We start from the raw sequence: 22,904 nt of genomic DNA, 5'->3' as shown, positions 1-22,904 counted from the left end.
ACGGACAGAACGCGCCGGGGCGTCGCGGCCGTCCGGCCGGCGTACCGCCGACGGCCCGGCGGCCGTCACTCGTCCGCGACCAGGCCCCGCAGGAAGGCGAGGTCCACCTGCTCCAGGGAGGAGACGACCGCCCTGCCGGGAGCGGGCGCGATGGCCGCCACCGAGGGCACGGCGACCACGCGGCAGCCCGCGGCCTCGGCCGCGGCCACGCCCGTCGCGGTGTCCTCGATGACGGCGCAGCGCCAGGGGTCCGCCCCGAAGCCGGCCGCCGCGGCGAGGTAGGGCTCGGGGTGCGGCTTGGTGCGGGCCACCTCGTCCCCCGCGACCGTGAGCGCGAAGTGGTGCCGTCCCACCGAGTCCAGGACCCGGTCGATGATGCGCCGGTGCGAGGCGGAGACCAGGGCGGTGGGGACCTCGTGGGCGGCGAGCTCGGCGAGCAGCCGGGCGGCGCCCGGCATCAGCGGCACACCGCGTCCGATGCGCTTCTCGAAGCGGTCGTTGAGCAGCACGGTGAGTTCCGCGAGGGCGATGTCGGCGCCGGTGACCTCGATGAGGTAGCCGGCGCTGCGGGTCATCGGCCCGCCGACGACCACCTCGCGCCAGGCCGTCTCCAGCCGGTGGCCGAGGTCGGCGAAGACCTCGACCTCCACGTCCCACCAGAATCCTTCGGTGTCGACCAGCGTGCCGTCCATGTCGAGCAGGACCGCTTGCAGGGCCGACCCTTCGGCCGTACGGGTCAGGGACGCGGGGACCGTACTGGTCATCCGGCACACCTCCATGAGGGACGAGAAGGCCGGCCGCCTTCCCGGTGGGAACGGCGACCGGCCTGCACTGGACCGACCAGTCTACGACTCGTGCCCTGACGGCGCGCGGCACGGTGCCCTACCGCGCGTTGAACGGCTGGTTACCGTGCGTTGAAGTACTTCGCCTCGGGGTGGTGGATGACGATCGCGTCCGTGGACTGCTCGGGGTGCAGCTGGAACTCCTCGGAGAGCTTCACCCCGATCCGCTCGGGCTCCAGGAGCGCGGCGATCTTCGCGCGGTCCTCCAGGTCGGGGCAGGCCCCGTAGCCCAGGGAGAAGCGCGCGCCGCGGTACTTCAGCGCGAACATGTCCTCGACGTCGGACGGGTCCTCCCCGGCGAAGCCGAGCTCGCCGCGGACCCGCGCGTGCCAGTACTCGGCGAGCGCCTCGGCCAGCTGGACGGACAGTCCGTGCAGCTCCAGGTAGTCGCGGTAGGAGTTCGACTCGAAGAGCTCGGCGGTGGCGCCGCCGATCTTCGAGCCGACCGTGACGACCTGGAGTCCGATGACGTCCCTCTCCCCCGACTCCTCGGGGCGGAAGAAGTCGGCGAGGCAGAGGCGCCGGCCGCGGCGCTGGCGGGGGAAGGTGAAGCGGGTGCGCTCGGAGCCGTCCTCGTGCAGCAGGATCAGGTCGTCGCCCTTGGAGACGCAGGGGAAGTAGCCGTAGACGACGGCGGCCTCCAGGAGGTTCTCCGTGTGGAGCTTGTCGAGCCAGCCGCGCAGGTGCGGCCGTCCCTCGCGCTCCACCAGCTCCTCGTACGTCGGTCCGTCGCCGGCGCGGGCCTGCTTCAGGCCCCACTGGCCCTTGAAGAGGGCGCCTTCGTCCAGCCAGGAGGCGTACTCCTTGAGCTGGATGCCCTTGACGACCCGGGTTCCCCAGAACGGCGGCTCGGGGACCGGGTTGGTGACGGAGACGTCGGAGCGTACGCCGTCCTCGGGCTCGGTGACCTCCGCCACCGGGGTGTCCCGCTTGGGCACCCTGCGCTGCTTCAGTTCGGGGAGGGCGGCGCCGGGGACGCCGCGCTTGACCGCGATGAGGGCGTCCATCAGCCGCAGCCCCTCGAACGCGTCGCGGGCGTAGCGGACCTCGCCCTCGTAGATCTCGTGCAGGTCCTGCTCGACGTAGGCGCGGGTCAGGGCGGCGCCGCCGAGGATCACCGGGTAGTCGGCCGCCATCTTGCGCTGGTTCAGCTCCTCCAGGTTCTCCTTCATGATCACGGTGGACTTCACCAGCAGCCCCGACATGCCGATGACGTCGGCGCGGTGCTCCTCGGCGGCGTCCAGGATCGCGGAGACGGGCTGCTTGATGCCCAGGTTGACCACGTTGAAGCCGTTGTTGGAGAGGATGATGTCGACGAGGTTCTTGCCGATGTCGTGGACGTCACCGCGGACCGTGGCCAGCACGATCGTGCCCTTGCCGGCGTCGTCGGTCTTCTCCATGTGCGGTTCCAGGTGGGCCACGGCACTCTTCATGACCTCGGCGGACTGGAGCACGAAGGGCAGCTGCATCTGGCCGGAGCCGAACAGCTCCCCGACCACCTTCATCCCCTCCAGCAGCGTGTTGTTCACGATGTCCAGGGCGGGGGTGTCCCGGAGGGCTTCGTCGAGGTCGGCCTCCAGGCCGTTCTTCTCGCCGTCGATGATGCGGCGCTGGAGCCTCTCGTCCAGCGGCAGGGCGAGGAGTTCCTCGGCCTTGCCCTGCTTCATCGACTTCATGTTGACGCCCTCGAAGAGCTCCATGAGCCGCTGGAGGGGGTCGTAGCCCTCCTCGCGGCGGTCATGGATGAGGTCGAGGGCGACCTTGACCTGCTCCTCCTCCAGCCGGGCGATCGGGAGGATCTTGGAGGCGTGCACGATCGCGGAGTCCAGGCCCGCCTTCACGCACTCGTCCAGGAAGACGGAGTTCAGGACGACGCGGGCGGCCGGGTTCAGACCGAAGGAGATGTTGGACAGGCCCAGCGTGGTCTGCACGTCGGGGCGGCGCCGCTTCAGCTCGCGGATCGCGCCGATCGTGGCGATGCCGTCCTTGCGGGACTCCTCCTGGCCCGTACAGATGGTGAAGGTCAGGCAGTCGATGAGGATGTCGGACTCGTGGATGCCCCAGTTGGTGGTGAGGTCCTCGATGAGCCGCTCGGCGATGGCGACCTTGTGCTCGACGGTGCGGGCCTGGCCCTCCTCGTCGATGGTCAGCGCGATGAGCGCGGCGCCGTGCTCGGCGGCCAGCCCGCTGACCTTGGCGAAGCGGGACTCGGGGCCGTCGCCGTCCTCGTAGTTGACGGAGTTCAGCACGGCCCGGCCGCCCAGCTTCTCCAGGCCCGCGCGCAGGACGGGGACCTCGGTGGAGTCGAGGACGACCGGCAGGGTGGAGGCGGTGGCGAACCGGCCGGCCAGCTCCTCCATGTCGGCTACGCCGTCGCGTCCCACGTAGTCGACGCAGAGGTCGAGCATGTGCGCGCCCTCGCGGATCTGGTCCCGGGCCATCTCGACGCAGTCGTCCCAGCGTGCGTCGAGCATGGCCTCCCGGAACTTCTTGGATCCGTTGGCGTTCGTACGCTCGCCGATCGCGAGGTAGGAGGTGTCCTGGCGGAACGGGACGGTCTGGTAGAGGGAGGCCGCACCGGGCTCCGGGCGCGGGTCGCGGGTGCCCGGGACCGTGCCCCGCACGCGCTCGACGACCTGGCGCAGGTGTTCCGGGGTCGTGCCGCAGCACCCTCCGACGAGCGAGAGCCCGTACTCCTGGACGAAGGTCTCCTGGGCGTCGGCCAGGCCCTCCGCGTCGAGCGGGAAGTGCGCCCCGTCCTTGGTGAGCACCGGCAGCCCGGCGTTCGGCATGCAGAGCAGCGGGATGCGGGAGTGGCGGGTGAGGTAGCGCAGGTGCTCGCTCATCTCGGCGGGGCCGGTCGAGCAGTTCAGGCCGATCATGTCGACGCCGAGCGGTTCGAGCGCGGTCAGCGCGGCACCGATCTCCGAGCCGAGCAGCATGGTGCCGGTCGTCTCGAAGGCCAGGGAGCAGAGCACCAGGAGGTCGCTGCCCATGGCCTCCAGGGCGCGGCGCGCGCCCAGCACGGCGGCCTTGGTCTGGAGGAGGTCCTGTGTGGTCTCGATGATGAGCGCGTCGGCGCCGCCCGCGATCAGGCCCTCGGCGTTCTGCTGGAAGCCGTCGCGCAGGACCGTGTAGGGGGCGTGGCCCAGGGTCGGCAGCTTGGTGCCGGGACCGATGGAGCCGAGGACCCAGCGCTGCTGTCCGGTGGACCGGGTGAACCGGTCCGCGACCTCGCGGGCGAGTGCCGCGCCGGCCTGGGAGAGCTCGTGGATCCTGCCGGGGATGTCGTACTCGCCGAGGGCGGAGGCGTTGGCTCCGAAGGTGTTCGTCTCGACGCAGTCCACGCCGACCGCGAAGTACTCCTCGTGGACCGAGCGGACGATGTCGGGGCGGGTGACGTTCAGGATCTCGTTGCAGCCTTCGAGGTTCTCGAAGTCCTCAAGGGTGGGGTCCTGCGCCTGGAGCATGGTGCCCATGGCACCGTCGGCCACCACCACACGGGTGGCGAGCGCCTCACGGAGCGCTGCGGCTCGGGTCCGGCTGTCAGCTGAGGGGGTCGGCAACGAGGCCATGGATGTTCTCCCTGGAATGCGACGGCTGTCGGCTTTGCGCCCATCTGCGGAGGGGGCACGCGGCCAGCGTAGCCGGGAGGCGGCCGGGCCGGTCGCCGTGTCCCACGGGGCGGACTGCATGCTGTGCGGGGAAACGGGGCCCTGCGGGGATGGCGCATAATTCTCGCGCCACCGGACAGAGGTCGGCATCGACCGATAGTGTTCAGCATTGTCGAACCGAGGTGGAGGAGTACGGCGCGATGGCCAAGAACATCCAGTCGCTCGAGCGGGCAGCCGCGATGCTGCGTCTGCTGGCAGGCGGCGAGCGCCGGCTCGGCCTGTCCGACATCTCCTCGTCGCTGGGCCTGGCCAAGGGCACCGCGCACGGCATCCTGCGCACCCTCCAGCACGAGGGCTTCGTCGAGCAGGACCCGGCGTCCGGCCGCTACCAGCTCGGCGCCGAGCTGCTGCGCCTGGGCAACAGCTATCTCGACGTGCACGAGCTGCGGGCCCGCGCGCTGGTGTGGACCGACGACCTGGCCCGCTCCAGCGGCGAGAGCGTCCACCTGGGCGTGCTGCACCAGCACGGGGTCCTGATCGTCCACCACGTCTTCCGGCCCGACGACAGCCGCCAGGTGCTGGAGGTCGGCGCCATGCAGCCGCTGCACTCCACCGCCCTGGGCAAGGTCCTCGCCGCCTACGACCCGGTCGCGCACAGCGAGGCCACCGAGGTGGAGCGGCGGTCCTTCACCCCGCGCACGGTCACCGGCGAGGAGGAGTTCGAGTCGCTGCTCGCCCTGATCCGGGCACAGGGCTGGGCGGCCGACGTGGAGGAGACGTGGGAGGGCGTGGCGGCCGTGGCCGCCCCCATCCACGACCGGCGCAGGATGCCGGTCGGCGCCGTGGCCGTGACGGGCGCCGTGGAGCGCGTCTGCGCGGGCGGCGAACTGCGGCCCGAGCTGGTCGCGGCCGTGCGGGACTGCGCCCGCGCGGTCTCCCGGGACCTGGGCGCCGGACGCTTCTGAGCCCCCTGCGGCGTCGGTAACGATCGAGTCGCGCGTCACACACCTCTTGACGCACCGTTCATCGGGGAGAAACATTGCCGTTCACCGGTCGGCATTGCCGAACGCTTAACGGCAATACGCGTTAGAGTGTGACAGTGCCGAGGGCCGGTCAAGCCCTACAGGTGACGTGCCCGTTCCGAACGAGTACCCACCTGGGGCGCGATCCACCGGAGGGACCCGGTGTTTCGCCTTCCCCTGGACGAAGGACAAAGGAGTCACGGGTGTCCAGCTCCGACATCTTCATCGGCGAGACCATCGGTACCGCCGTACTCGTACTGCTCGGCGGCGGTGTCTGTGCCGCCGTCACGCTCAGGCGCTCCAAGGCGCACAACGCCGGCTGGCTCGCCGTCACCTTCGGGTGGGGCTTCGCCGTTCTGACCGGCGCCTACATAGCCTCCGGGGTGTCCGGCGCCCACCTCAACCCGGCGGTCACCATCGGCCTGGCGATCCAGGGCGGCACCGCGTGGAGCGATGTTCCCCTGTACCTCGCCTCCGAGCTGTTCGGCGCGATCATCGGCGCCGTGCTGGTCTGGGCCGTCTACTACGGACAGTTCCACGCGCACCTCACCGACCCCGAGGTCGTGAAGGACCAGGAGGCCGAGGACGGCATGGTCGACCGGTCGGCCGCGCCGAAGGCCGGCCCCGTGCTCGGCATCTTCACCACGGGTCCGGAGATCCGGAACGGGGTGCAGAACGTCGTCACCGAGATCATCGCCACGTTCGTCCTTGTCCTGGCGATCCTCACCCAGGGACTCAACGACGAGGGCAACGGCCTCGGCGCCCTCGGTGCCCTGATCACCGCGCTGGTGGTCGTCGGGATCGGCCTGTCGCTCGGCGGCCCGACCGGCTACGCGATCAACCCGGTGCGCGACCTCGGTCCGCGCATCGTGCACGCGTTGCTGCCGCTGCCGAACAAGGGCGGGTCGGACTGGGGCTACGCCTGGGTACCGGTGGTAGGACCGCTCATCGGGGCCGCACTCGCCGGCGGGCTCTACAACCTCGCCTTCGCCTGAGCCACCCGCACATCACACAGACCTCCGGGAGCCAACCGTGACCGACGCACACACCACCGGCCCGTTCATCGCGGCCATCGACCAGGGCACCACGTCCAGCCGCTGCATCGTCTTCGACAAGGACGGCCGGATCGTCTCCGTCGACCAGAAGGAGCACGAGCAGATCTTCCCCAAGCCCGGCTGGGTCGAGCACGACGCGACCGAGATCTGGGAGAACGTCCAGGAAGTCGTCGCGGGCGCGGTCGTCAAGGCCGGCATCACCGCCGCCGACGTCAAGGCGATCGGCATCACCAACCAGCGCGAGACCACCCTGCTCTGGGACAGGCACACCGGTGAGCCCGTCCACAACGCCCTCGTCTGGCAGGACACCCGCACCGACGGGCTCTGCAAGGAGCTGGGCCGCAACGTCGGCCAGGACCGCTTCCGCCGCGAGACCGGTCTGCCGCTCGCCTCGTACTTCGCCGGCCCGAAGGTCCGCTGGCTGCTCGACAACGTCGAGGGGCTGCGCGAGCGCGCCGAGCGCGGCGACATCCTGTTCGGCACCATGGACTCCTGGGTCATCTGGAACCTGACGGGTGGCACCGAGGGCGGCGTCCACGTCACCGACGTCACCAACGCCTCGCGCACCCTCCTGATGAACCTGCACACCATGCGGTGGGACGACAAGATCGTCCAGTCGATGGAGATCCCCGCGGCCGTCCTGCCGGAGATCCGGTCCTCCGCCGAGGTCTACGGCACCGCCAGGGGCGGCGTCCTGGACGGCGTACCGGTGGCCTCCGCGCTCGGCGACCAGCAGGCCGCGCTGTTCGGCCAGACCTGTTTCGCCCAGGGCGAGGCCAAGTCCACGTACGGCACCGGCACCTTCATGCTGATGAACACCGGCCACACCCCGGTGAACTCGTACAACGGGCTGCTGACGACCGTCGGCTACCAGATCGGCGACCAGAAGCCGGTGTACGCCCTGGAGGGGTCGATCGCCGTCACCGGTTCGCTCGTCCAGTGGATGCGCGACCAGATGGGCCTGATCAAGTCCGCGGCCGAGATCGAGACGCTCGCCTCCTCCGTCGAGGACAACGGCGGGGCGTACTTCGTGCCCGCGTTCTCCGGGCTGTTCGCCCCCTACTGGCGGCCCGACGCCCGCGGTGTCATCGCCGGTCTCACCCGCTACGTCACCAAGGCGCACATCGCCCGTGCCGTGCTCGAGGCCACCGCCTGGCAGACGCGCGAGATCAGCGACGCCATGACCAAGGACTCCGGCGTCGAGCTGACCGCGCTCAAGGTCGACGGCGGCATGACCTCCAACAACCTGCTGATGCAGACGCTCTCCGACTTCCTGGACGCGCCCGTGGTGCGCCCCATGGTCGCCGAGACCACCTGCCTCGGCGCGGCCTACGCCGCCGGCCTCGCCGTCGGCTTCTGGCCGGACACCGACGCGCTGCGCGCCAACTGGCGCCGCGCCGCCGAGTGGACACCCCGTATGGACGCGGCCACCCGTGACCGCGAGTACAAGAGCTGGCTCAAGGCCGTCGAACGGACCATGGGCTGGATCGAGGACGAAGAGAGCTGAGGAGCAATCGACATGACCACCCTGCAGAGCGTCCCCGCCCTCGGGACGCATCCGGCCTCCGGCTCACTCCCGAGCCGCGCCGAGACCCGGGAGCAGCTTTCCAAGGCGACGTACGACCTCCTGGTGATCGGCGGCGGCATCCTGGGCATCTCCACCGCCTGGCATGCGGCGCAGTCCGGACTGCGGGTGGCCCTGGTGGACGCCGGTGACTTCGCCGGCGCCACCTCCTCCGCGTCCTCCAAGCTGCTCCACGGCGGTCTGCGCTACCTCCAGACCGGCGCGGTGAAGCTGGTCGCGGAGAACCACTTCGAGCGGCGCGCGGTCTCCCGGCAGGTCGCCCCGCACCTGGCCAACCCGCTCACCTTCTACCTGCCCGTCTACAAGGGCGGCCCGCACGGCGCGGCCAAGCTGGGCGCGGGTGTCTTCGCCTACTCGGCGCTGTCCGCGTTCGGTGACGGCGTCGGCCATGTGATCAGCCCGGCCCGCGCGCAGCGCGACGTGCCCGAGCTGCGCACGGACAACCTCAAGGCCGTCGCGGTCTACGGCGACGACCAGATGAACGACGCGCGGATGGCGCTGATGACGGTCCGCGCGGCCGTGGACGCGGGCGCCGTCGTCCTCAACCACGCCGCGGTGACGGGCCTGCGGTTCACCAGGGGCCGGGTCACCGGCGCCGAGCTCCAGGACCGCCAGGACGGCACGGAGTTCGGCGTCGACGCCCGTCTCGTGCTCAACGCCACCGGACCGTGGGTCGACCACCTGCGGAAGCTGGAGGACCCGAACGCGGCGCCCTCCATACGCCTGTCCAAGGGCGCCCACCTCGTCCTGAAGCGCACCCGCCCGTGGAAGGCCGCGCTGGCCACGCCGATCGACAAGTACCGGATCACGTTCGCCCTGCCGTGGGAGGACATGCTGCTGCTCGGCACGACCGACGAGGAGTACGAGGGTGACCCGGCCGACGTCGCGGTCACCGAGAAGGACACGGCGCAGATCCTCGACGAGGCCGCGTTCTCGGTCCGGGACCAGCAGCTGTCCCGCGATCTGATCACCTACTCCTTCGCCGGGCTCCGGGTGCTTCCGGGCGGCCCCGGCAGCACTTCCAAGGCCAAGCGCGAGACGGTCGTGACGGAGGGCCGCGGCGGGATGCTGTCGGTCGCGGGCGGCAAGTGGACGACGTTCCGCCACATCGGCCGCACCGTCATGAACAAGCTGGCCGAACTGCCCGGCCACCCGCTGGCCGAGGACATGGAGCCGATGGCGCGGCTGCCGAAGAAGGTGCCGCTGCCCGGTATCGCCAACCCGAACGCGGTCGCCCACCGGCTGCTGGTCGACGGCGGTACGCCGGGGCCGAGGATGTCCGCCGACACCGCCCGGCACCTCGCGACCCACTACGGCTCGCTGTCCTTCGACATCGCGCGGCTGGCGAACGAGGACCCGGCGCTGGCCGAGCGCATCCACCCCGACGCCCCGGAGATCTGGGCGCAGGTGGCGTACGCGCGCGACCGGGAGTGGGCCGAGACGGCGGACGACGTGCTGCGCCGCCGGACGACGCTGACGATCCGGGGTCTGGCGACGGACGACGTCCGGGCCAAGGTCGAGAACATGCTGGCCGACGGCCGCTGACGGCGGCGGGCACGGACGGGGGCGGCTCCCGGTCGGGGGCCGCCCCCGCGGCATCTGCCGGCGGGGGCGCCATGCGGCCGCCACACGGCCGCAACGTGACGCGGGGACAGTGGGGGGATGTCCGCATCACAGGGATTCCATCTGTCCGTGGCCCTGAACGGCGCCGGTTCGCATCCGGCCGCGCCCGCCAGGCCCTTCACGCCCGAGGAGTACACCCGGCTGGTGCGTGGCGCCGAGACCGGGCTGCTCGACTTCATCACCGTGGACGACGGCCCCGGGCGGCTCGACTCCGCCCTGCTGCTCGCGCTGGCCGCGCGGGTCACCGAGCGGATCGGGCTCGTCCCGCTGGGCCCCACGACGGGTGAGCCCGCCGCCTGGGCCACACGGATCGCGACGCTCGACCATCTGAGTGCCGGGCGGGCGGGGGTACGGCCCCGGGTGGCGGCCGGCGACTCCGAGCGCGCCCGGCTGGCACAGCTCTTCGGCACCCCCGAGGGCGACCGGTGGACGGACCGGCTCTTCGCACAGGCGGGCGAGTTCCTGACCGAGGCGGCCGAGGCGTGGGACGCCGGCGCACCCTCCCCGCAGGGCAGGCCGCCGGTGGCTCTGCTCGCCCATGCCACGGTCCCCTACCGGCTGGCGGCCGAGCACGGCGACGTGGTCTTCGTGACTCCCTCGGACACCGCCGCGCTGGTCGCCGTACGCGCCGAGGTGGAGGCGCTGCGCGAGGAGGCGGGCCGGCCGGACGGCGCGTTGCGTGTCTTCGCGGACGTCGAAGTCGTGCTGGGCGGCAGCCAGGAGGCGGCCGACGCGCGCCTGGCCGGTCTGGAGGAGGCCGCCGGCGCTCCGTTCACCTCGGACGCCGCCGTCTTCTCCGGCACACCGGACGGTCTGGCGGACCTGTTGGAGGAGTGGTTCCGCGAGGGCGGCGCCGACGGTTTCCGGCTGCGGCCCGCGGTGCTCCCCGACGACGCGGACGCGATCACCGCCGGGCTGGTGCCGGTCCTCCAGCGGCGCGGGCTCTTCCGCACCGCGTACTCCGCCCGGACCCTGCGCGGCCACCTCGGCCTCGACGCCGTCGGAACCCCCGCCGCGACGGAGGGAAGGCCCGCGTGAAGTTCTCCGTACTCTCCCTGATCGGCCACGCCCCTCACCCGCTGACGGGTGAACTCCCCTCGGCCGCCGACCGGTTCCACGAGGTGATCGGGACCGGTGTGGCGGCCGAGCGGCTCGGCTTCGACGCGTACGCGATCGGGGAACGGCACGCGGGGCCGTTCCTCTCGTCGAGCCCGGGTGTGGTCCTGGGCGCCCTGGCGGCCAGGACCTCCACCATCCGGCTGCTGACCGGGGTCACGGTCCTGGCGATCCTCGATCCGGTGCGGGTGGCCGAGGAGTTCGCGACGCTCGACCAGATCGCGCGGGGCCGGGTCGAGCTCGTCGTGGGCAAGGGCGCGGAGGCCGGCCACTTCGGCCTGTTCGGGCTGGACGAGGCGCGGCAGTGGGATCTGCAGAAGGAGAAGTACGAGCTGCTGCGGCGGCTGTGGAGCGAGGAAGGGGTCGACTGGGAGGGTGAGTTCCGTCCGCCGCTGAAGGACGTGACGACCGTGCCCCGCCCGTACGCCGGTCCCCCGCGCGTCTGGCACGGTTCGGCGACCAGCCTCAACTCCCCCGATCTGGCGGCCGAGCACGGTGACCCGCTGTTCACCGCCAACGCGGTCCAGCCCAGGGAGGCGTACGCGCGGCTGATCGCGCACTACCGCGAGCGGTTCGAGGCGTACGGGCACGATCCGGCGGACGCGCGGGTGGCGGCGGGGTCCGGCGGGCTGCTGATCGCGGACACCGACCGCGAGGCCGTCGCACGCTACAAGGAGCTGTACGAGGCCAGGGTCGCCCAGTCCTTCCGGCCGGATCTGGCGGGCAGGGCCGGTTACAACACACCGTTCCGCACGATCGAGGACGCGATCGCCGGAGGTCCCCAGCTCATCGGCTCCCCGCAGCGGATCATCGACAAGATCCTGGGCTTCCACGCCGTGTACCGGCACGACCTCCAGTCGGTCACGGTGGACGGGTTCGGCCTGTCCCCGGGCGAACAGCTGGAGACGCTCCAGCGGTTCGCCGAGGAGATCGCCCCGGTCGTCCGGCGTGAGGCGCCCTCCACGCTCTGGGACTGACCGGCCCGGTGCCGTGGGCGCCTCCTCCGCGGCCCGGTGGGGCTCCGCCTCGCGTCCGGGGCCGCATAATGAGCACATACATCGGATGTCTTGTGCGCGAGGAGGCCCCACATGGCCGTCACCGACGAAGCGATCGAGAAAATCAAGGAGATGATCGTCTCAGGTGCCCTGGCCCCGGGAGACCGGCTCCCCAAGGAGAGCGAGCTCGCCGCCGATCTGGGGCTGTCGCGCAACTCGCTGCGCGAGGCGGTGCGCGCGCTGTCGCTGATCCGCATCCTCGACGTCCGGCAGGGCGACGGCACCTACGTCACCAGCCTGGATCCGCAGCTGCTCCTGGAGGCGCTCAGCTTCGTGGTGGACTTCCACCGCGACGACACCGTGCTGGAGTTCTTCGCGGTGCGCCGGATCCTGGAGCCGGCCGCCACCGCGATGGCGGCCCTGCGGATCGACGGGGAACAGCTGGACGCCCTGGAGGCCCAGCTGGACGCGCTGGGCCCGGAGCCCTCCGTCGAGGCGCTGGTCGCGGGGGACCTGGAGTTCCACCGCGGCATCGTCCGGTCCTCGGGCAACTCGGTGCTCTGCTCGCTGCTGGACGGCCTGTCCGGCCCGACCACCCGGGCCAGGGTGTGGCGCGGGCTGACCCAGGAGGACGCGGTCGGCCGCACCCTGCGCGAGCACCGGGCGATCCTGGCCGCGCTGCGGGACCGGGACGCGGAGGCGGCCCGGTCCTGGGCGACCGTGCACGTGGCGAGCGTGGAGCAGTGGCTGCGTTCGACCCTGTGACGCTCAGTTCCGGGCGGGGTCCGCGGGGCGCGGGCGCAGGCCCTGCATGCCCCCGTCGACGGCGAGCGCGGTGCCGGTGACGGACGCGGCGGCGGGGCTCGCGAGGTAGACGACCGCGGCGGCCACCTCGTCGGCGGACACCAGCCGCCCCAGCGGCTGACGGGCCTGGAGAGCGGCACGCTCGGCGGCCGGGTCCTCGGCCTGCCCGAGCAGCCGGCCGATCCAGGGGGTGTCCGCGGTGCCGGGATTGACGCAGTTGACCCTGATCCCCTCGCGGACGTGGTCGGCGGCCATCGCGAGGGTGAGGGAGAGCACGGCGCCCTTGCTCGCGCTGTAGAGGGCGCGCTGCGGCAGTCCGGCGGTGGCGGCGATGGAGCAGGTCTGGGTGATGGACACGGCCCCGGGCCGCGCGGCGGCGGCGCGGCGCAGATGGGGCAGCGCGTGGCGGGCGGCGCGGACCATGCCGAGCACGTTGATGTCCAGTACGCGGGTCCATTCCGCGTCGGCGTTGTCCTCGACGGTGCCGATCGAGCCGATCCCGGCGTTGGACACCAGGGTGTGCAGGCCTCCGAATTCCGCGGCGGCGCGTTCGACCGCGTCCCGCACCGCGTCGTCGTCCCGCACGTCGGCCTCGAGGGCGAGCGCCCCCTCGGGCGCGCCCCCGGGGGCGAGGTCGAGCACCGCGACACGCGCTCCCCGGGCGAGCAGCAGGGCCGCCACGGCGGCCCCGATACCGGACGCGCCGCCGGTCACCAGGGCGGACAGTCCGTCGAAATCCTGTGTACCGGTCATCGGCCGGCCTCCTCGTGTGTGCGGCGGGCCTGCCAGACGGGGCCCTGCGGATAGCGGTGTCCGGCGATCGAGTCGGGGAGCATCCGGGCGGAGAAGCCCGGTGCGCGGGGGGTGACGTAGCGGCCGTCCTCGACGACGGCGGGCTCGGCGAAGTGCTCGTGGAGATGGTCGACGTACTCGATGACACGGTCCTCCTTGCTGCCGGAGACCGCGACGTAGTCGAACATCGAGAGGTGCTGGACCAGTTCGCACAGTCCCACGCCGCCGGCGTGGGGGCAGACCGGGACGCCGTACTTGGCGGCGAGCAGCAGGATCGCGAGATTCTCGTTGACGCCGGCGACGCGTGCGGCGTCGATCTGGACGAAGTCGACGGCTCCGGCCTGGAGGAGCTGCTTGAACACGACCCGGTTGGCGATGTGTTCGCCGGTGGCCACCTTGACCGGCTGGCCCGCGCGCACGGCGGCGTGGCCGAGCACGTCGTCGGGGCTGGTCGGCTCCTCGACCCAGTACGGGTCGTACGGGGCGAGCGCGTTCATCCACTCCACCGCGCCGGCCACGTCCCAGCGCTGGTTGGCGTCGACGGCGATCCGGATGCCGGGGCCGACGGCCTGACGGGCGAGGGCGAGCCTGCGGATGTCGTCGTCCAGGTCCGCGCCGACCTTCAGCTTGATCTGGGTGAAGCCGTCCGCGACGGCCTCCTTGGCCAGGCGTACGAGCTTGTCGTCGTCGTACCCCAGCCAGCCGGGCGAGGTGGTGTAGGCGGGGTAGCCCTCGGCGAGCAGCCGCTCGGTCCGCCCGGCGCGCCCCGGCTCGGCGGCGCGCAGGATACCGAGCGCCTCCTGCGGGGTGAGGGCGTCGGTGAGGTAGCGGAAGTCGACGAGGGAGACGAGTTCCTCCGGGGTCATTTCGGCGAGGAACCGCCAGACGGGCTTTCCGGCCAGCCGCGCCGCGAGGTCCCAGGCCGCGTTGACGACGGCCCCGGCCGCCATGTGCATCACGCCCTTCTCGGGGCCGAGCCAGCGCAGCTGCGAGTCGTGCGTGAGCGTGCGGTGGAGGGCGGCGAGGTCCGCGGCGGTGCGGGGGGCGGGGCGCCCCGCCACGTAGGGGCGGAGCGTCTCGATGGCCGCGGCCATGACATCGTTGCCGCGGCCGATGGTGAAGCAGAATCCGTGCCCCTCCTCGCCCCTTCCGTCCGCGCCCGGCGCGCCGTCCGTGCGCAGGACGACGTAGGCCGCCGAGTAGTCGGGGTCGGGGTTCATGGCGTCCGAGCCGTCCAGCTGTTCCGAGGTGGGAAACCGGATGTCGTCGACCTCGAAATCCACGACGGTCAGACTCATGTGCGCCCCCAGGGGAATAACATCGGATCTCTACGCGGTCATCCGATGTATAGCCCGTCGCAGGCGTCGCAGTCCAGGGGCAAGCCGAATTCTGATCACTTTTGATCTGCACAGCTCGGATGAATCAGGCGAGGGCACGCTTCACCTCCGCACGCAAACGGGCTGCGGCGGACCAGGGGGGAAGCCGTAAGGTTGGTCCGTACACAAGGGAACTGGGGAAGGAGGCCTGGGTGATCGAGCTCGAGGGGGTACCCGAGCTGGTCGACCCGGTCATGGTGGCCGCGTTCGAGGGCTGGAACGACGCCGGTGACGCCGCCTCCACAGCGGTCGCGCATCTGGACCGGGAGTGGAAGGGCGAGGTCTTCGCGGCGCTCGACGCCGAGGACTACTACGACTTCCAGGTCAACCGGCCCACGGTGTGGATGGACGGCGGCACACGGAAGATCACCTGGCCCACCACGCGGCTCTCCGTGGTCAGGGTCGGCGGCGAGAAGCCACGTGACCTGGTGCTGATCCGCGGCATCGAACCCTCCATGCGCTGGCGTTCGTACTGCAACGAGATCCTCGGCTTCGCCCATGAGCTGGGCGTCGAGATGGTCGTCATCCTGGGGGCGCTGCTCGGCGACACCCCGCACACCAGACCGGTGCCCGTCAGCGGGGTCACCTCGGATCCGGATCTCGCCAGGACCATGGATCTGGAGGAGACGCGCTACGAGGGCCCGACCGGCATCGTGGGCATCCTCCAGGAGGCCTGCACGCACGCGGGGGTGCCCGCGGTGAGCCTCTGGGCGGCGGTGCCGCACTACGTGTCGCAGCCGCCCAACCCGAAGGCGACGCTTGCGCTGCTGAACCGTCTCGAGGATCTGCTCGGACTGCGGATCCCGCTGGGTGAGCTGCCCGAGGACGCCCGCGCCTGGCAGCTCGGAGTCGACCAGCTGGCCGCCGAGGACAGCGAGGTCGCGGAGTACGTCCAGACGCTGGAGGAGGCGCGGGACACCGCCGAGCTTCCCGAGGCGTCCGGCGAGGCCATCGCCCGCGAGTTCGAGCGGTATCTGCGCCGCAGGGACATCGGCGGCCCCGGCCAGGCTCCGGGCGGTCATGCCACCGAGAGCGGTGACGTGCCCTACCTGCGGGACACCTCGGGCGGCCGTACGCGTCCGCCGAAGCCGCAGCGCCCGGAGAAGGGCCGGCCCCCCAAGGGCACCGAAGGGGACGGCCCGCCCGAGGACCCGCCGTCCGGCGGGCCGGACGACGACGCCTCGGACGACTGACCTCCCGCCCCCGGGTGGGGGAACGGCCCCGTACTCCGCCGATCGCGCGGGGTACGGGGCCGTTCTCGGCTGTGTCCGGGGGGACGGGTCAGAGCGCGACGCCCAGCAGGGCGTCGACGGTGCGCGAGACGAGACCGGGCGCGCCCTCGTCCGTGCCGCCGCCGGAGGTCTGCGACGCGGCCCAGCGGTCCACGGCGGCCAGCGCGGCCGGGGTGTCCAGGTCGTCGGCGAGGGCTTCGCGCACCTCCTCGACCAGGGCGTCGGCGGCGAGTCCGTCGGGCCGGGAGACGGCGGCACGCCAGCGCGCGAGCCGCTCGACGGCGTCGGCGAGGACCTGGTCGGTCCACTCCCAGTCGGACCTGTAGTGGTGCGCGAGCAGGGCGAGCCTGATCGCGGCGGGGTCCACGTCGTCCCGGCGCAGCGCCGACACGAAGACGAGATTGCCCTTGGACTTGGACATCTTCTCGCCGTTCAGGCCGACCATGCCCGCGTGCACGTAGGCGCGGGCGAACGGGTGCTCGCCGGTCAGCACCTGGGCGTGCGAGGCGCCCATCTCGTGGTGCGGGAAGGCGAGGTCGGAGCCGCCTCCCTGGACGTCGAAGGTCATGCCCAGGTGGTCGAGCGCGATGGCGACGCACTCGATGTGCCAGCCGGGCCGGCCGCGGCCGAGGGAGCCGCCGTCCCAGCTCGGCTCGCCCTCACGGGCGGCCATCCAGAGCATCGGGTCGAGCGGGTTCTTCTTGCCGGGGCGCTCCGGGTCGCCGCCGCGTTCGGCGGAGAGCAGCCGCATCGCCTCGGCGTCCAGTCCCGAGACCTCGCCGAAGTGCGGGTCGCACTCGACCGAGAAGTACACGTCACCGTCGAGTTCGTAGGCGGCGCCCGCGTCCCGGAGGCGTTCCACCAGCGGGACGATGCCGGGTATCGCCTCGACGGCTCCGATGTAGTGCTTCGGGGGGAGCATGCGCAGGGCGGTCATGTCCTCCCGGAAGAGGGCGGTCTCGCGCTCGGCGAGCTCGGTCCAGTCCTCGCCGTCGCGCACGGCCCGCTCCAGCAGCGGATCGTCCACGTCGGTCACGTTCTGGACGTAGTGGACCTGCCGCTTGGTGTCGAGCCACACGCGCTGAACGAGGTCGAACGCGTTGTAGGTCGCCGCATGACCCATGTGGGTCGCGTCGTACGGCGTGATGCCGCAGACGTAGATGCGGGCGACGGGACCGGGGTCAAGGGTGATCCGTCCGCCGGTCGCGGTGTCGTGGATCCGAAGGTCGCGGCCCTTGCCAGGCAGGGCGGGGACCTCAGAAGCGGGCCAGGCATGCATGTCATGAGCGTAACCGGACGATGCTTCCGGATACGAACCGGATGGCAGATCGTGGCCGAAGAGGCGGTCTTGCGCGCGGGGCGGTCCTCGTCTAGCGCGCCTCGTGCGGGACGGTGCACCCGGGGCGCCGGACCCCGTGCGGCGGGCGCGGCGGCCCCGGGTCCTCGCCGCCGCGGGCCGTGCGGCGGCGGGGCGGGACGTCACACGGGCGGCCACGGGATCGAGGGCCACTCACCGCTCGGCTGCGGGTGCCGGCCGGTCGCGCGCAGGTTCTCCACCCGGCCGCGCAGGGCGTCGAGTTCCGCCGTCGTGATCAGTTGCGCCAACCGGGTGGCGAGTCCGGCCCCGGGCTCCAGGCCGGCGGACAGCCGGCCGAGCACCTCGGCGGCCTCCTCCGTCAGCGGCTCGCCCGCCCACCCCCAGAGCAGCGTCCGCAGTTTGTCGTCCGCGTGGAAGGTGACTCCGTGGTCGATGCCGTACAGCCGCCCGCCGGGCGCGGAGAGCAGGTGCCCGCCCTTGCGGTCACCGTTGTTGATGACCGCGTCCAGGACGGCGAGCCGGCGCAGCCGGGGGTCGTCGGCGTGCACGAGCAGCGCCGTCCTCCCCTCCCCCACCTCGGCGAAGCCGACGGCCTTCCAGCCGTCTCCCGGCTCCTCGTCCTCGACGAGCGCGAGCAGCGGCGGAAGCCCGTAGGGGGACGGGTCGCCGTCCCCACCGGAGCCGGGCTCCGGATCCGGCTCCTCGATCCACAGCTGGCACATCCCCTGGCCGTAGGGACCCTCCCGCAGCACCGTCGGCGGCACGAGCCCCCAGCCGGTCGCCTCGGAGATCTCGTACGCCGCGACCTCGCGCTGGGCCAGGGTGCCGTCGGGGAAGTCCCAGAGCGGCTGCTCACCGGCGACCGGTTTGTAGACGCAGGTGCGTTCCTCGCCCTGGTGGGCGACCGTGCAGTACAGCACCGCGTTCGACGCGCCCCGCACCCGGCCGAGGACCGTGAGCTCCCCCTCGGCGAGCAGGGTGCGCAGCCCGGCCTCCGTCAGGCCCCGCGACGGTATCCGTTCTGGCGCGGGCATACGTGTCCTTCCGGATCGAGGGGCAGGCTGCACAGCGGGCAGGGCGGCCGGCCGGCGTTCACGACGTCGAGCGCGCGTTTGGCGAAGGCCCGCGCCTGGGCGCCGCTCAGCCGGACCCGCAGCATGGGCGGGCCGTTCTCCTCGTCCTGAAGAAGCCTTTCCTCGGCCTCCGCGAGGTCGTCCTCGGAGTCGGCGTCCAGTTCGACGAGGGCCTGCGCCTCGACGATCATGCGCTGTTCCTCGCCGTCCCAGGCGAGCGCCATCGTGCCGACCCTGAACTCCTCCTCGACGGGGGCGTCGAGGGGCGCGGTGTCGGTGACGTCCATGGGTGCCACCGCGGGCACGGGTGAGTTGCCGCCGGTCCGCCGGACGACCTCGTCGAGGAGCTCGTCGATCCGTTCGGCCAGCGCGGCGACCTGGGTCTTCTCCAGGGCCACACTCGTGACCCGTCCCCGCGAGGTCGCCTGCAGGAAAAACGTACGGCGGCCAGGCAGCCCGACCGTACCGGCCACGAAGCGGTCCGGCGGGTCGTAGAGGAACACCTGACGGGACACGTCCTGTCTCCCTTGAGAATGTGAGGGCGGATGGGGGGCGGCCCCGGGGCCCTGCGGGACCTCCCGCAAGGCCTCTACGGCGCGTCCACCCTACTGCGCCGAGCGATCACGGTGCCCCAGCGCCGCCCCCGACGGCCGCGTCCGCCGCCGCGTCGGCCCCGACGGCCTGCTCGCGGGGCGTCAGGGACGCGAAGTCGCCGGTGTCCCCGAGGCGGAGGAGGAACGGGCGCAGCCGCGTGTAGCGGATCGCGGTGACGGAGCACGGGTCGGCCTGGACGCGCTGGAAGAGGTCGAGATGCATGCCGAGCGCGTCGGCGACGAGGGCCTTGATGATGTCGCCGTGCGAGCACATCACGTACGTGGCGTCCTCGCCGTGCTCCGCCTCGACGCGGGCGTTCCAGTCCCGCACGGCGTCGACGGCCCGGGCCTGCATGGCCCGCATGGACTCACCGCCGGGGAAGGCCGCCGCCGACGGGTGCTGCTGGACGACCTTCATCAGCGGTTCCTCGGAGAGCTCGGCGAGTTTGCGGCCCGACCACTCCCCGTAGTCGCACTCGCTGATCCGGTCCTCGGTGTGCAGCACGAGGCCGGGGCGGGCGTCGAGCAGCGGCTGGAGCGTCTGGCGGCAGCGCTGGAGGGGGCTGCTGACGGCCGCGGCAAGCGGGAGGGCCGCCAGCCGGCCGGGCAGTGCGGCGGCCTGTTCGGCGCCGCGTCCGTCGAGGGAGACGCCGGGGGTCCGGCCCGCGAGCACTCCGGAGGTGTTGGCGGTCGAGCGTCCGTGGCGTACGAGGATGAGCGTGGGCATACCTGCCAGCGTAGAGGTGCGTGAACACATCGCGGCAGGGAAGAATGCGCGGGTGATCGTCGACTGCGGAATCTACCGGGACGGGCGCCGGACCGAAGGCCCCGCCGACTTCTCCGATGCCCTCGACGAGGCACGTGCCACCGGCGACGCCTTCGTCTGGGTCGGGCTGCACGAGCCGACGGAGGACGAGTTCGCTCTGGTCAGCAGCGAGTTCGGGCTGCATCCGCTGGCGGTGGAGGACGCGTTGCGCGCCCATCAGCGGCCCAAGCTGGAGATCTACGACGACTCGCTGTTCGTGGTGATCAAGCCGGTGGTCTACGAGCCGGAGAACGACACCGTCAGCGCGGGCGAGCTGATGCTGTTCATAGGGGATTCCTTCGTGGTGACCGTGCGGCACGGCGAGGGCGCCCCCCTCGCCGCGGTGCGGGCCCGCCTGGAGTCCGACCCCGAGGTCCTCAGGCACGGGCCCACCTCGGTCCTGTACGCGGTCAGCGACGCGGTGGTCGACCACTACATCGACGTCGCGGCGGAGCTCCAGATCGACCTGGAGGAGCTGGAGTCCCAGGTCTTCGCCCCGACCGGGTCCGGGGACTCCAAGAACACGGCGGCGAGCATCTACACCTTCAAGCGGCAGGTGCTGGAGTTCCGCCGGGCGACCAATCCGCTGAGCGCTCCGATGGCCCGGCTGTCGAGCGCGGGTGTGCCGTTCGTCGACGCCGGGTCGCAGCCGTTCTTCCGCGACGTGAACGACCATCTGACGCGTGCCGTGGAGCACGTGGAGGGGCTCGACCGGCTGCTCTCGGACATCCTGTCGGCCCATCTGGCGCAGGTGGGTGTGCGGCAGAACGACGACATGCGGAAGATCTCGGCGTGGGCGGCCATGGCCGCCGTGCCCACCATGGTGGCCGGGATCTACGGCATGAACTTCCGCCACATGCCGGAGCTCCGCTGGGCCTGGGCCTATCCGGCGGTGATCGTGCTGATGGCCGTGGCGGTGACCGGTCTGTACCGCCTGTTCAAGCGCCGCGGCTGGATGTAGCGCGCGTCGGCCGCGTACCCGGCCTCAGGCGTACTCGGTCTCGGGGACGGCCGGGCCGCCCAGGGCGTCCCGCAGCGCGGGCTCCCGGAGGCTGACCATGCGCCGCCAGCCCACCAGCCGCTCGTACGCGTACATCGCGTGGATGCCCGCGGCCAGTGCGGCGGCCTTGGCGCGGGGCCAGCGCAGCAGGCCGCCCATGTGGCCCATCACGGCGAGGCTGACGTCGCGGTACACCCGGTTCTCGGCACGGGCGCACTCGCGCAGGACGGACTGGATCGTGCGGCCGTGCCCCGCCCGTGCGAAGCGCAGGAGTTCCTCGTGGCAGTAGGCGAGGTGGCTGTCCTCGTCGCGCGAGATCATCCGCACCGCGCGGCCGAGGACGGGGTGCGCGCCGAAGTGCTTGACCAGGAGCCGCATCTGTTCGGACGCCCGCTGCTCGGTGACCCTGCTGTGGGCCAGGTACACGATGACGTCCCGCTCGGTGAGCGGCTCCGCACGGCTGAGCCGGTCGTGGGCGAGGCCGATGCCCCGGCGCTCCAGCAGGAGGGTGTAGTCGGTCTCGTGCGGAACCGCCAGGGGCCGGAGTCCGCGCTGCTTCAGCAGGGCGTTGAAGATCCGGCCGTGCTTGTCCTCGTCGGCACCGTGCCGGGCGGCCTTGGGTGCCAGCTCGCGCAGCGCGGGCGGTACGAGTGCGGCGATGCGCCCGTTCTCCCAGCCGCCCTGGGACTCCCCGCCGGCCGCGATCGAGCAGAACAGCCGGAACGACTCGTCGTTGTCGAGGATCTCCTGGAACAGGCTCTTTGCAGAGAGCATCACTGTCACCTTTCGCACCGGTGTACGCCGAGGCACAGTCAAATTCGGTACGCGCCGGTAGGCAACACGAACCGGGCCGGGCAGACCCGAACGGGCGCCGGGCATGTCCGCGACCCGGGCGGGTGAGGGCGTAACCGGAAGCCGCGCCGCGCGTTGCTCCATGTGACGGCCGTGGCGGGGAGGACCCCCCGAGCCCCCACCACGGCCGTAGTGACTAGGCGGCGAGGCCGGAGCGCTCCAGGGCGTCGGTGCCGGCGCGCAGGGCCGCGAGCCGCTCGTCGAGGGTGAAGCCGGCCGGTGCGAGGGTCAGCGTGGTGACGCCCGCGGCGGCGTAGGCCTGCATCCGGTCGGCGATCCGCTCCACGGAGCCGAGGAGCGTGGTCTGGTCGATGAGCCGGTGCGGTACGGCGGCCGCCGCGCCCGCCTTGTCGCCCGCCAGGTACGCGTCCTGGATCTCGGCGGCCTCCTTCTCGTAGCCCATGCGCCGGGCGAGCTGGTTGTAGAAGTTCTGCTTGCGGCTGCCCATGCCGCCGACGTAGAGCGCGGTGTAGGGGCGGAACATGTCGGCGAGGCCGTTGATGTCGTCCCCGACCGCCAGCGGCAGGGTGGGACAGACGTCGAAGCCCTCCATCGTCTTCCCGGCCTTCTCGCGCCCGGCCCGCAGATGCCCGACGGCGGTCTCCTCCAGGTGGTCGGCCGAGGGGAAGATCAGCAGGGCGCCGTCGGCGATCTCGCCGGTCTGCTCCAGGTTCTTCGGGCCGATCGCGGCGATGTAGAGGGGGATGTGCTCGCGCTGGGGGTGGACGGTCAGCTTGATGGGCTTGCCGGGGCCGTCGGGCAGCGGCAGTGTCCAGTGCTCGCCCTCGTAGGACAGGCGCTCACGGGACATGGCCTTGCGTACGATCTCGACGTACTCGCGCGTGCGGGCCAGCGGCTTGTCGAACTTGACGCCGTACCAGCCCTCGGAGACCTGCGGCCCCGAGACGCCGAGGCCGAGACGGAAGCGGCCTCCGGAGAGCGAGTCCAGGGTGGCCGCGGTCATGGCCGTCATGGCGGGCTGGCGGGCCGGGATCTGCATGATGGCGGAGCCCACGTCGATGGACTCGGTCCGGGCCGCGACCCAGGCGAGCACCGTCGGCACGTCGGAGCCGTACGCCTCGGCCGCCCAGCAGACGTCGTAACCGAGCCGGTCGGCCTCCTGGGCGACGGCGAGGTTGTCGCCGTCCATCCCCGCACCCCAGTAACCGAGATTGATGCCGAGCCGCATACCCACACTCCCTCTACT

The 22,904-nt window shown here is 71.9% G+C and carries 19 protein-coding genes; 9 read left to right on the top strand and 10 right to left on the bottom strand.

Going from position 1 to position 22,904, the window contains the following annotated elements; genetic code table 11:
- Positions 1-65: 65 nt before the first annotated feature.
- The gene (locus ACFVS9_RS21620; protein ID WP_383114052.1) at positions 66-764 is read right to left on the bottom strand and encodes an HAD family hydrolase; all 699 of its coding nucleotides are present in this window, start codon (positions 762-764) and stop codon (positions 66-68) included.
- Between the two features lie 140 nt (positions 765-904).
- Positions 905-4,417 carry a methionine synthase gene (gene metH, locus ACFVS9_RS21615; RefSeq protein WP_389934570.1) on the bottom strand — a complete coding sequence of 1,171 codons (3,513 nt, stop codon included), beginning with the start codon at positions 4,415-4,417 and terminating at the stop codon, positions 905-907.
- Between the two features lie 239 nt (positions 4,418-4,656).
- On the opposite strand from metH, the gene ACFVS9_RS21610 reads away from it, so the two are divergent.
- The 7 genes from ACFVS9_RS21610 (at position 4,657) to ACFVS9_RS21580 (ending at position 12,617) form a co-directional block, all read left to right on the top strand.
- Positions 4,657-5,421 (top strand): IclR family transcriptional regulator, encoded by a 765-nt coding sequence (locus ACFVS9_RS21610; protein ID WP_383114054.1) that lies wholly within the window; start codon positions 4,657-4,659, stop codon positions 5,419-5,421.
- 260 nt (positions 5,422-5,681) lie between these two features.
- Positions 5,682-6,473 carry an MIP/aquaporin family protein gene (locus tag ACFVS9_RS21605; protein ID WP_383114055.1) on the top strand — a complete coding sequence of 264 codons (792 nt, stop codon included), beginning with the start codon at positions 5,682-5,684 and terminating at the stop codon, positions 6,471-6,473.
- 37 nt (positions 6,474-6,510) lie between these two features.
- A complete protein-coding gene (glpK, locus tag ACFVS9_RS21600; protein ID WP_383114056.1) occupies positions 6,511-8,040 on the top strand; it encodes a glycerol kinase GlpK in 1,530 nt (509 codons plus the stop codon).
- 12 nt (positions 8,041-8,052) lie between these two features.
- On the top strand, positions 8,053-9,663 hold the full coding sequence (locus tag ACFVS9_RS21595; RefSeq protein ID WP_389934565.1) for an FAD-dependent oxidoreductase: 1,611 nt from the start codon (positions 8,053-8,055) through the stop codon (positions 9,661-9,663).
- A 117-nt stretch (positions 9,664-9,780) separates the two neighbouring features.
- Positions 9,781-10,779, top strand: coding sequence for an LLM class flavin-dependent oxidoreductase (locus tag ACFVS9_RS21590; protein WP_389934562.1), 999 nt, complete (start codon positions 9,781-9,783; stop codon positions 10,777-10,779).
- Complete coding sequence (locus tag ACFVS9_RS21585; protein ID WP_389934558.1) at positions 10,776-11,834, top strand: LLM class flavin-dependent oxidoreductase; 1,059 nt, start codon at positions 10,776-10,778, stop codon at positions 11,832-11,834. Before ACFVS9_RS21590 ends, ACFVS9_RS21585 begins: the two co-directional genes overlap by 4 nt.
- A gap of 111 nt (positions 11,835-11,945) precedes the next feature.
- A complete protein-coding gene (locus ACFVS9_RS21580; protein WP_383114060.1) occupies positions 11,946-12,617 on the top strand; it encodes a FadR/GntR family transcriptional regulator in 672 nt (223 codons plus the stop codon).
- A 3-nt stretch (positions 12,618-12,620) separates the two neighbouring features.
- Here ACFVS9_RS21580 and ACFVS9_RS21575 read toward each other — a convergent pair whose 3' ends face one another.
- Together ACFVS9_RS21575 and ACFVS9_RS21570 are read right to left on the bottom strand one after the other, a co-directional pair.
- Positions 12,621-13,409 (bottom strand): SDR family NAD(P)-dependent oxidoreductase, encoded by a 789-nt coding sequence (locus ACFVS9_RS21575; RefSeq protein ID WP_383114061.1) that lies wholly within the window; start codon positions 13,407-13,409, stop codon positions 12,621-12,623.
- The gene (locus ACFVS9_RS21570; protein ID WP_389934554.1) at positions 13,406-14,746 is read right to left on the bottom strand and encodes an enolase C-terminal domain-like protein; all 1,341 of its coding nucleotides are present in this window, start codon (positions 14,744-14,746) and stop codon (positions 13,406-13,408) included. Before ACFVS9_RS21570 ends, ACFVS9_RS21575 begins: the two co-directional genes overlap by 4 nt.
- A gap of 230 nt (positions 14,747-14,976) precedes the next feature.
- Between ACFVS9_RS21570 and ACFVS9_RS21565 the strand changes: the two genes are divergently transcribed.
- A complete protein-coding gene (locus ACFVS9_RS21565; protein WP_383114063.1) occupies positions 14,977-16,017 on the top strand; it encodes a PAC2 family protein in 1,041 nt (346 codons plus the stop codon).
- Positions 16,018-16,105: 88 nt separating this feature from the next.
- Here ACFVS9_RS21565 and mshC read toward each other — a convergent pair whose 3' ends face one another.
- The 4 genes from mshC to ACFVS9_RS21545 all read right to left on the bottom strand — a co-directional run bounded on the left by mshC (position 16,106) and on the right by ACFVS9_RS21545 (position 19,767).
- Positions 16,106-17,335, bottom strand: coding sequence for a cysteine--1-D-myo-inosityl 2-amino-2-deoxy-alpha-D-glucopyranoside ligase (mshC, locus tag ACFVS9_RS21560; protein ID WP_383114064.1), 1,230 nt, complete (start codon positions 17,333-17,335; stop codon positions 16,106-16,108).
- Between the two features lie 200 nt (positions 17,336-17,535).
- A complete protein-coding gene (locus ACFVS9_RS21555; RefSeq protein WP_389934551.1) occupies positions 17,536-18,408 on the bottom strand; it encodes an SCO1664 family protein in 873 nt (290 codons plus the stop codon).
- Positions 18,372-18,962: a DUF3090 domain-containing protein gene (locus tag ACFVS9_RS21550; protein ID WP_383114066.1), complete on the bottom strand. Its 591-nt coding sequence runs from the start codon at positions 18,960-18,962 to the stop codon at positions 18,372-18,374. Before ACFVS9_RS21550 ends, ACFVS9_RS21555 begins: the two co-directional genes overlap by 37 nt.
- Before the next feature lie 106 nt (positions 18,963-19,068).
- Positions 19,069-19,767 (bottom strand): histidine phosphatase family protein, encoded by a 699-nt coding sequence (locus ACFVS9_RS21545; protein ID WP_383114067.1) that lies wholly within the window; start codon positions 19,765-19,767, stop codon positions 19,069-19,071.
- A gap of 52 nt (positions 19,768-19,819) precedes the next feature.
- Here ACFVS9_RS21545 and corA point away from each other — a divergent pair, with 52 nt between their 5' ends.
- Complete coding sequence (corA, locus tag ACFVS9_RS21540) at positions 19,820-20,806, top strand: magnesium/cobalt transporter CorA (protein WP_383114068.1); 987 nt, start codon at positions 19,820-19,822, stop codon at positions 20,804-20,806.
- Between the two features lie 24 nt (positions 20,807-20,830).
- Here corA and ACFVS9_RS21535 read toward each other — a convergent pair whose 3' ends face one another.
- Both ACFVS9_RS21535 and ACFVS9_RS21530 read right to left on the bottom strand, forming a co-directional pair.
- The gene (locus tag ACFVS9_RS21535; RefSeq protein WP_383114069.1) at positions 20,831-21,619 is read right to left on the bottom strand and encodes a ferritin-like domain-containing protein; all 789 of its coding nucleotides are present in this window, start codon (positions 21,617-21,619) and stop codon (positions 20,831-20,833) included.
- A gap of 214 nt (positions 21,620-21,833) precedes the next feature.
- Positions 21,834-22,886 (bottom strand): LLM class F420-dependent oxidoreductase, encoded by a 1,053-nt coding sequence (locus ACFVS9_RS21530; RefSeq protein ID WP_383114070.1) that lies wholly within the window; start codon positions 22,884-22,886, stop codon positions 21,834-21,836.
- Positions 22,887-22,904 lie beyond the last annotated feature (18 nt).

It is taken from the genome of Streptomyces sp. NPDC058008 (assembly GCF_042886395.1).
Classification (GTDB): Bacteria; Actinomycetota; Actinomycetes; order Streptomycetales; family Streptomycetaceae; genus Streptomyces.
Note: the sequence above shows the minus strand (reverse complement) of the source record. Positions and strands in the feature narration are given on the sequence as shown.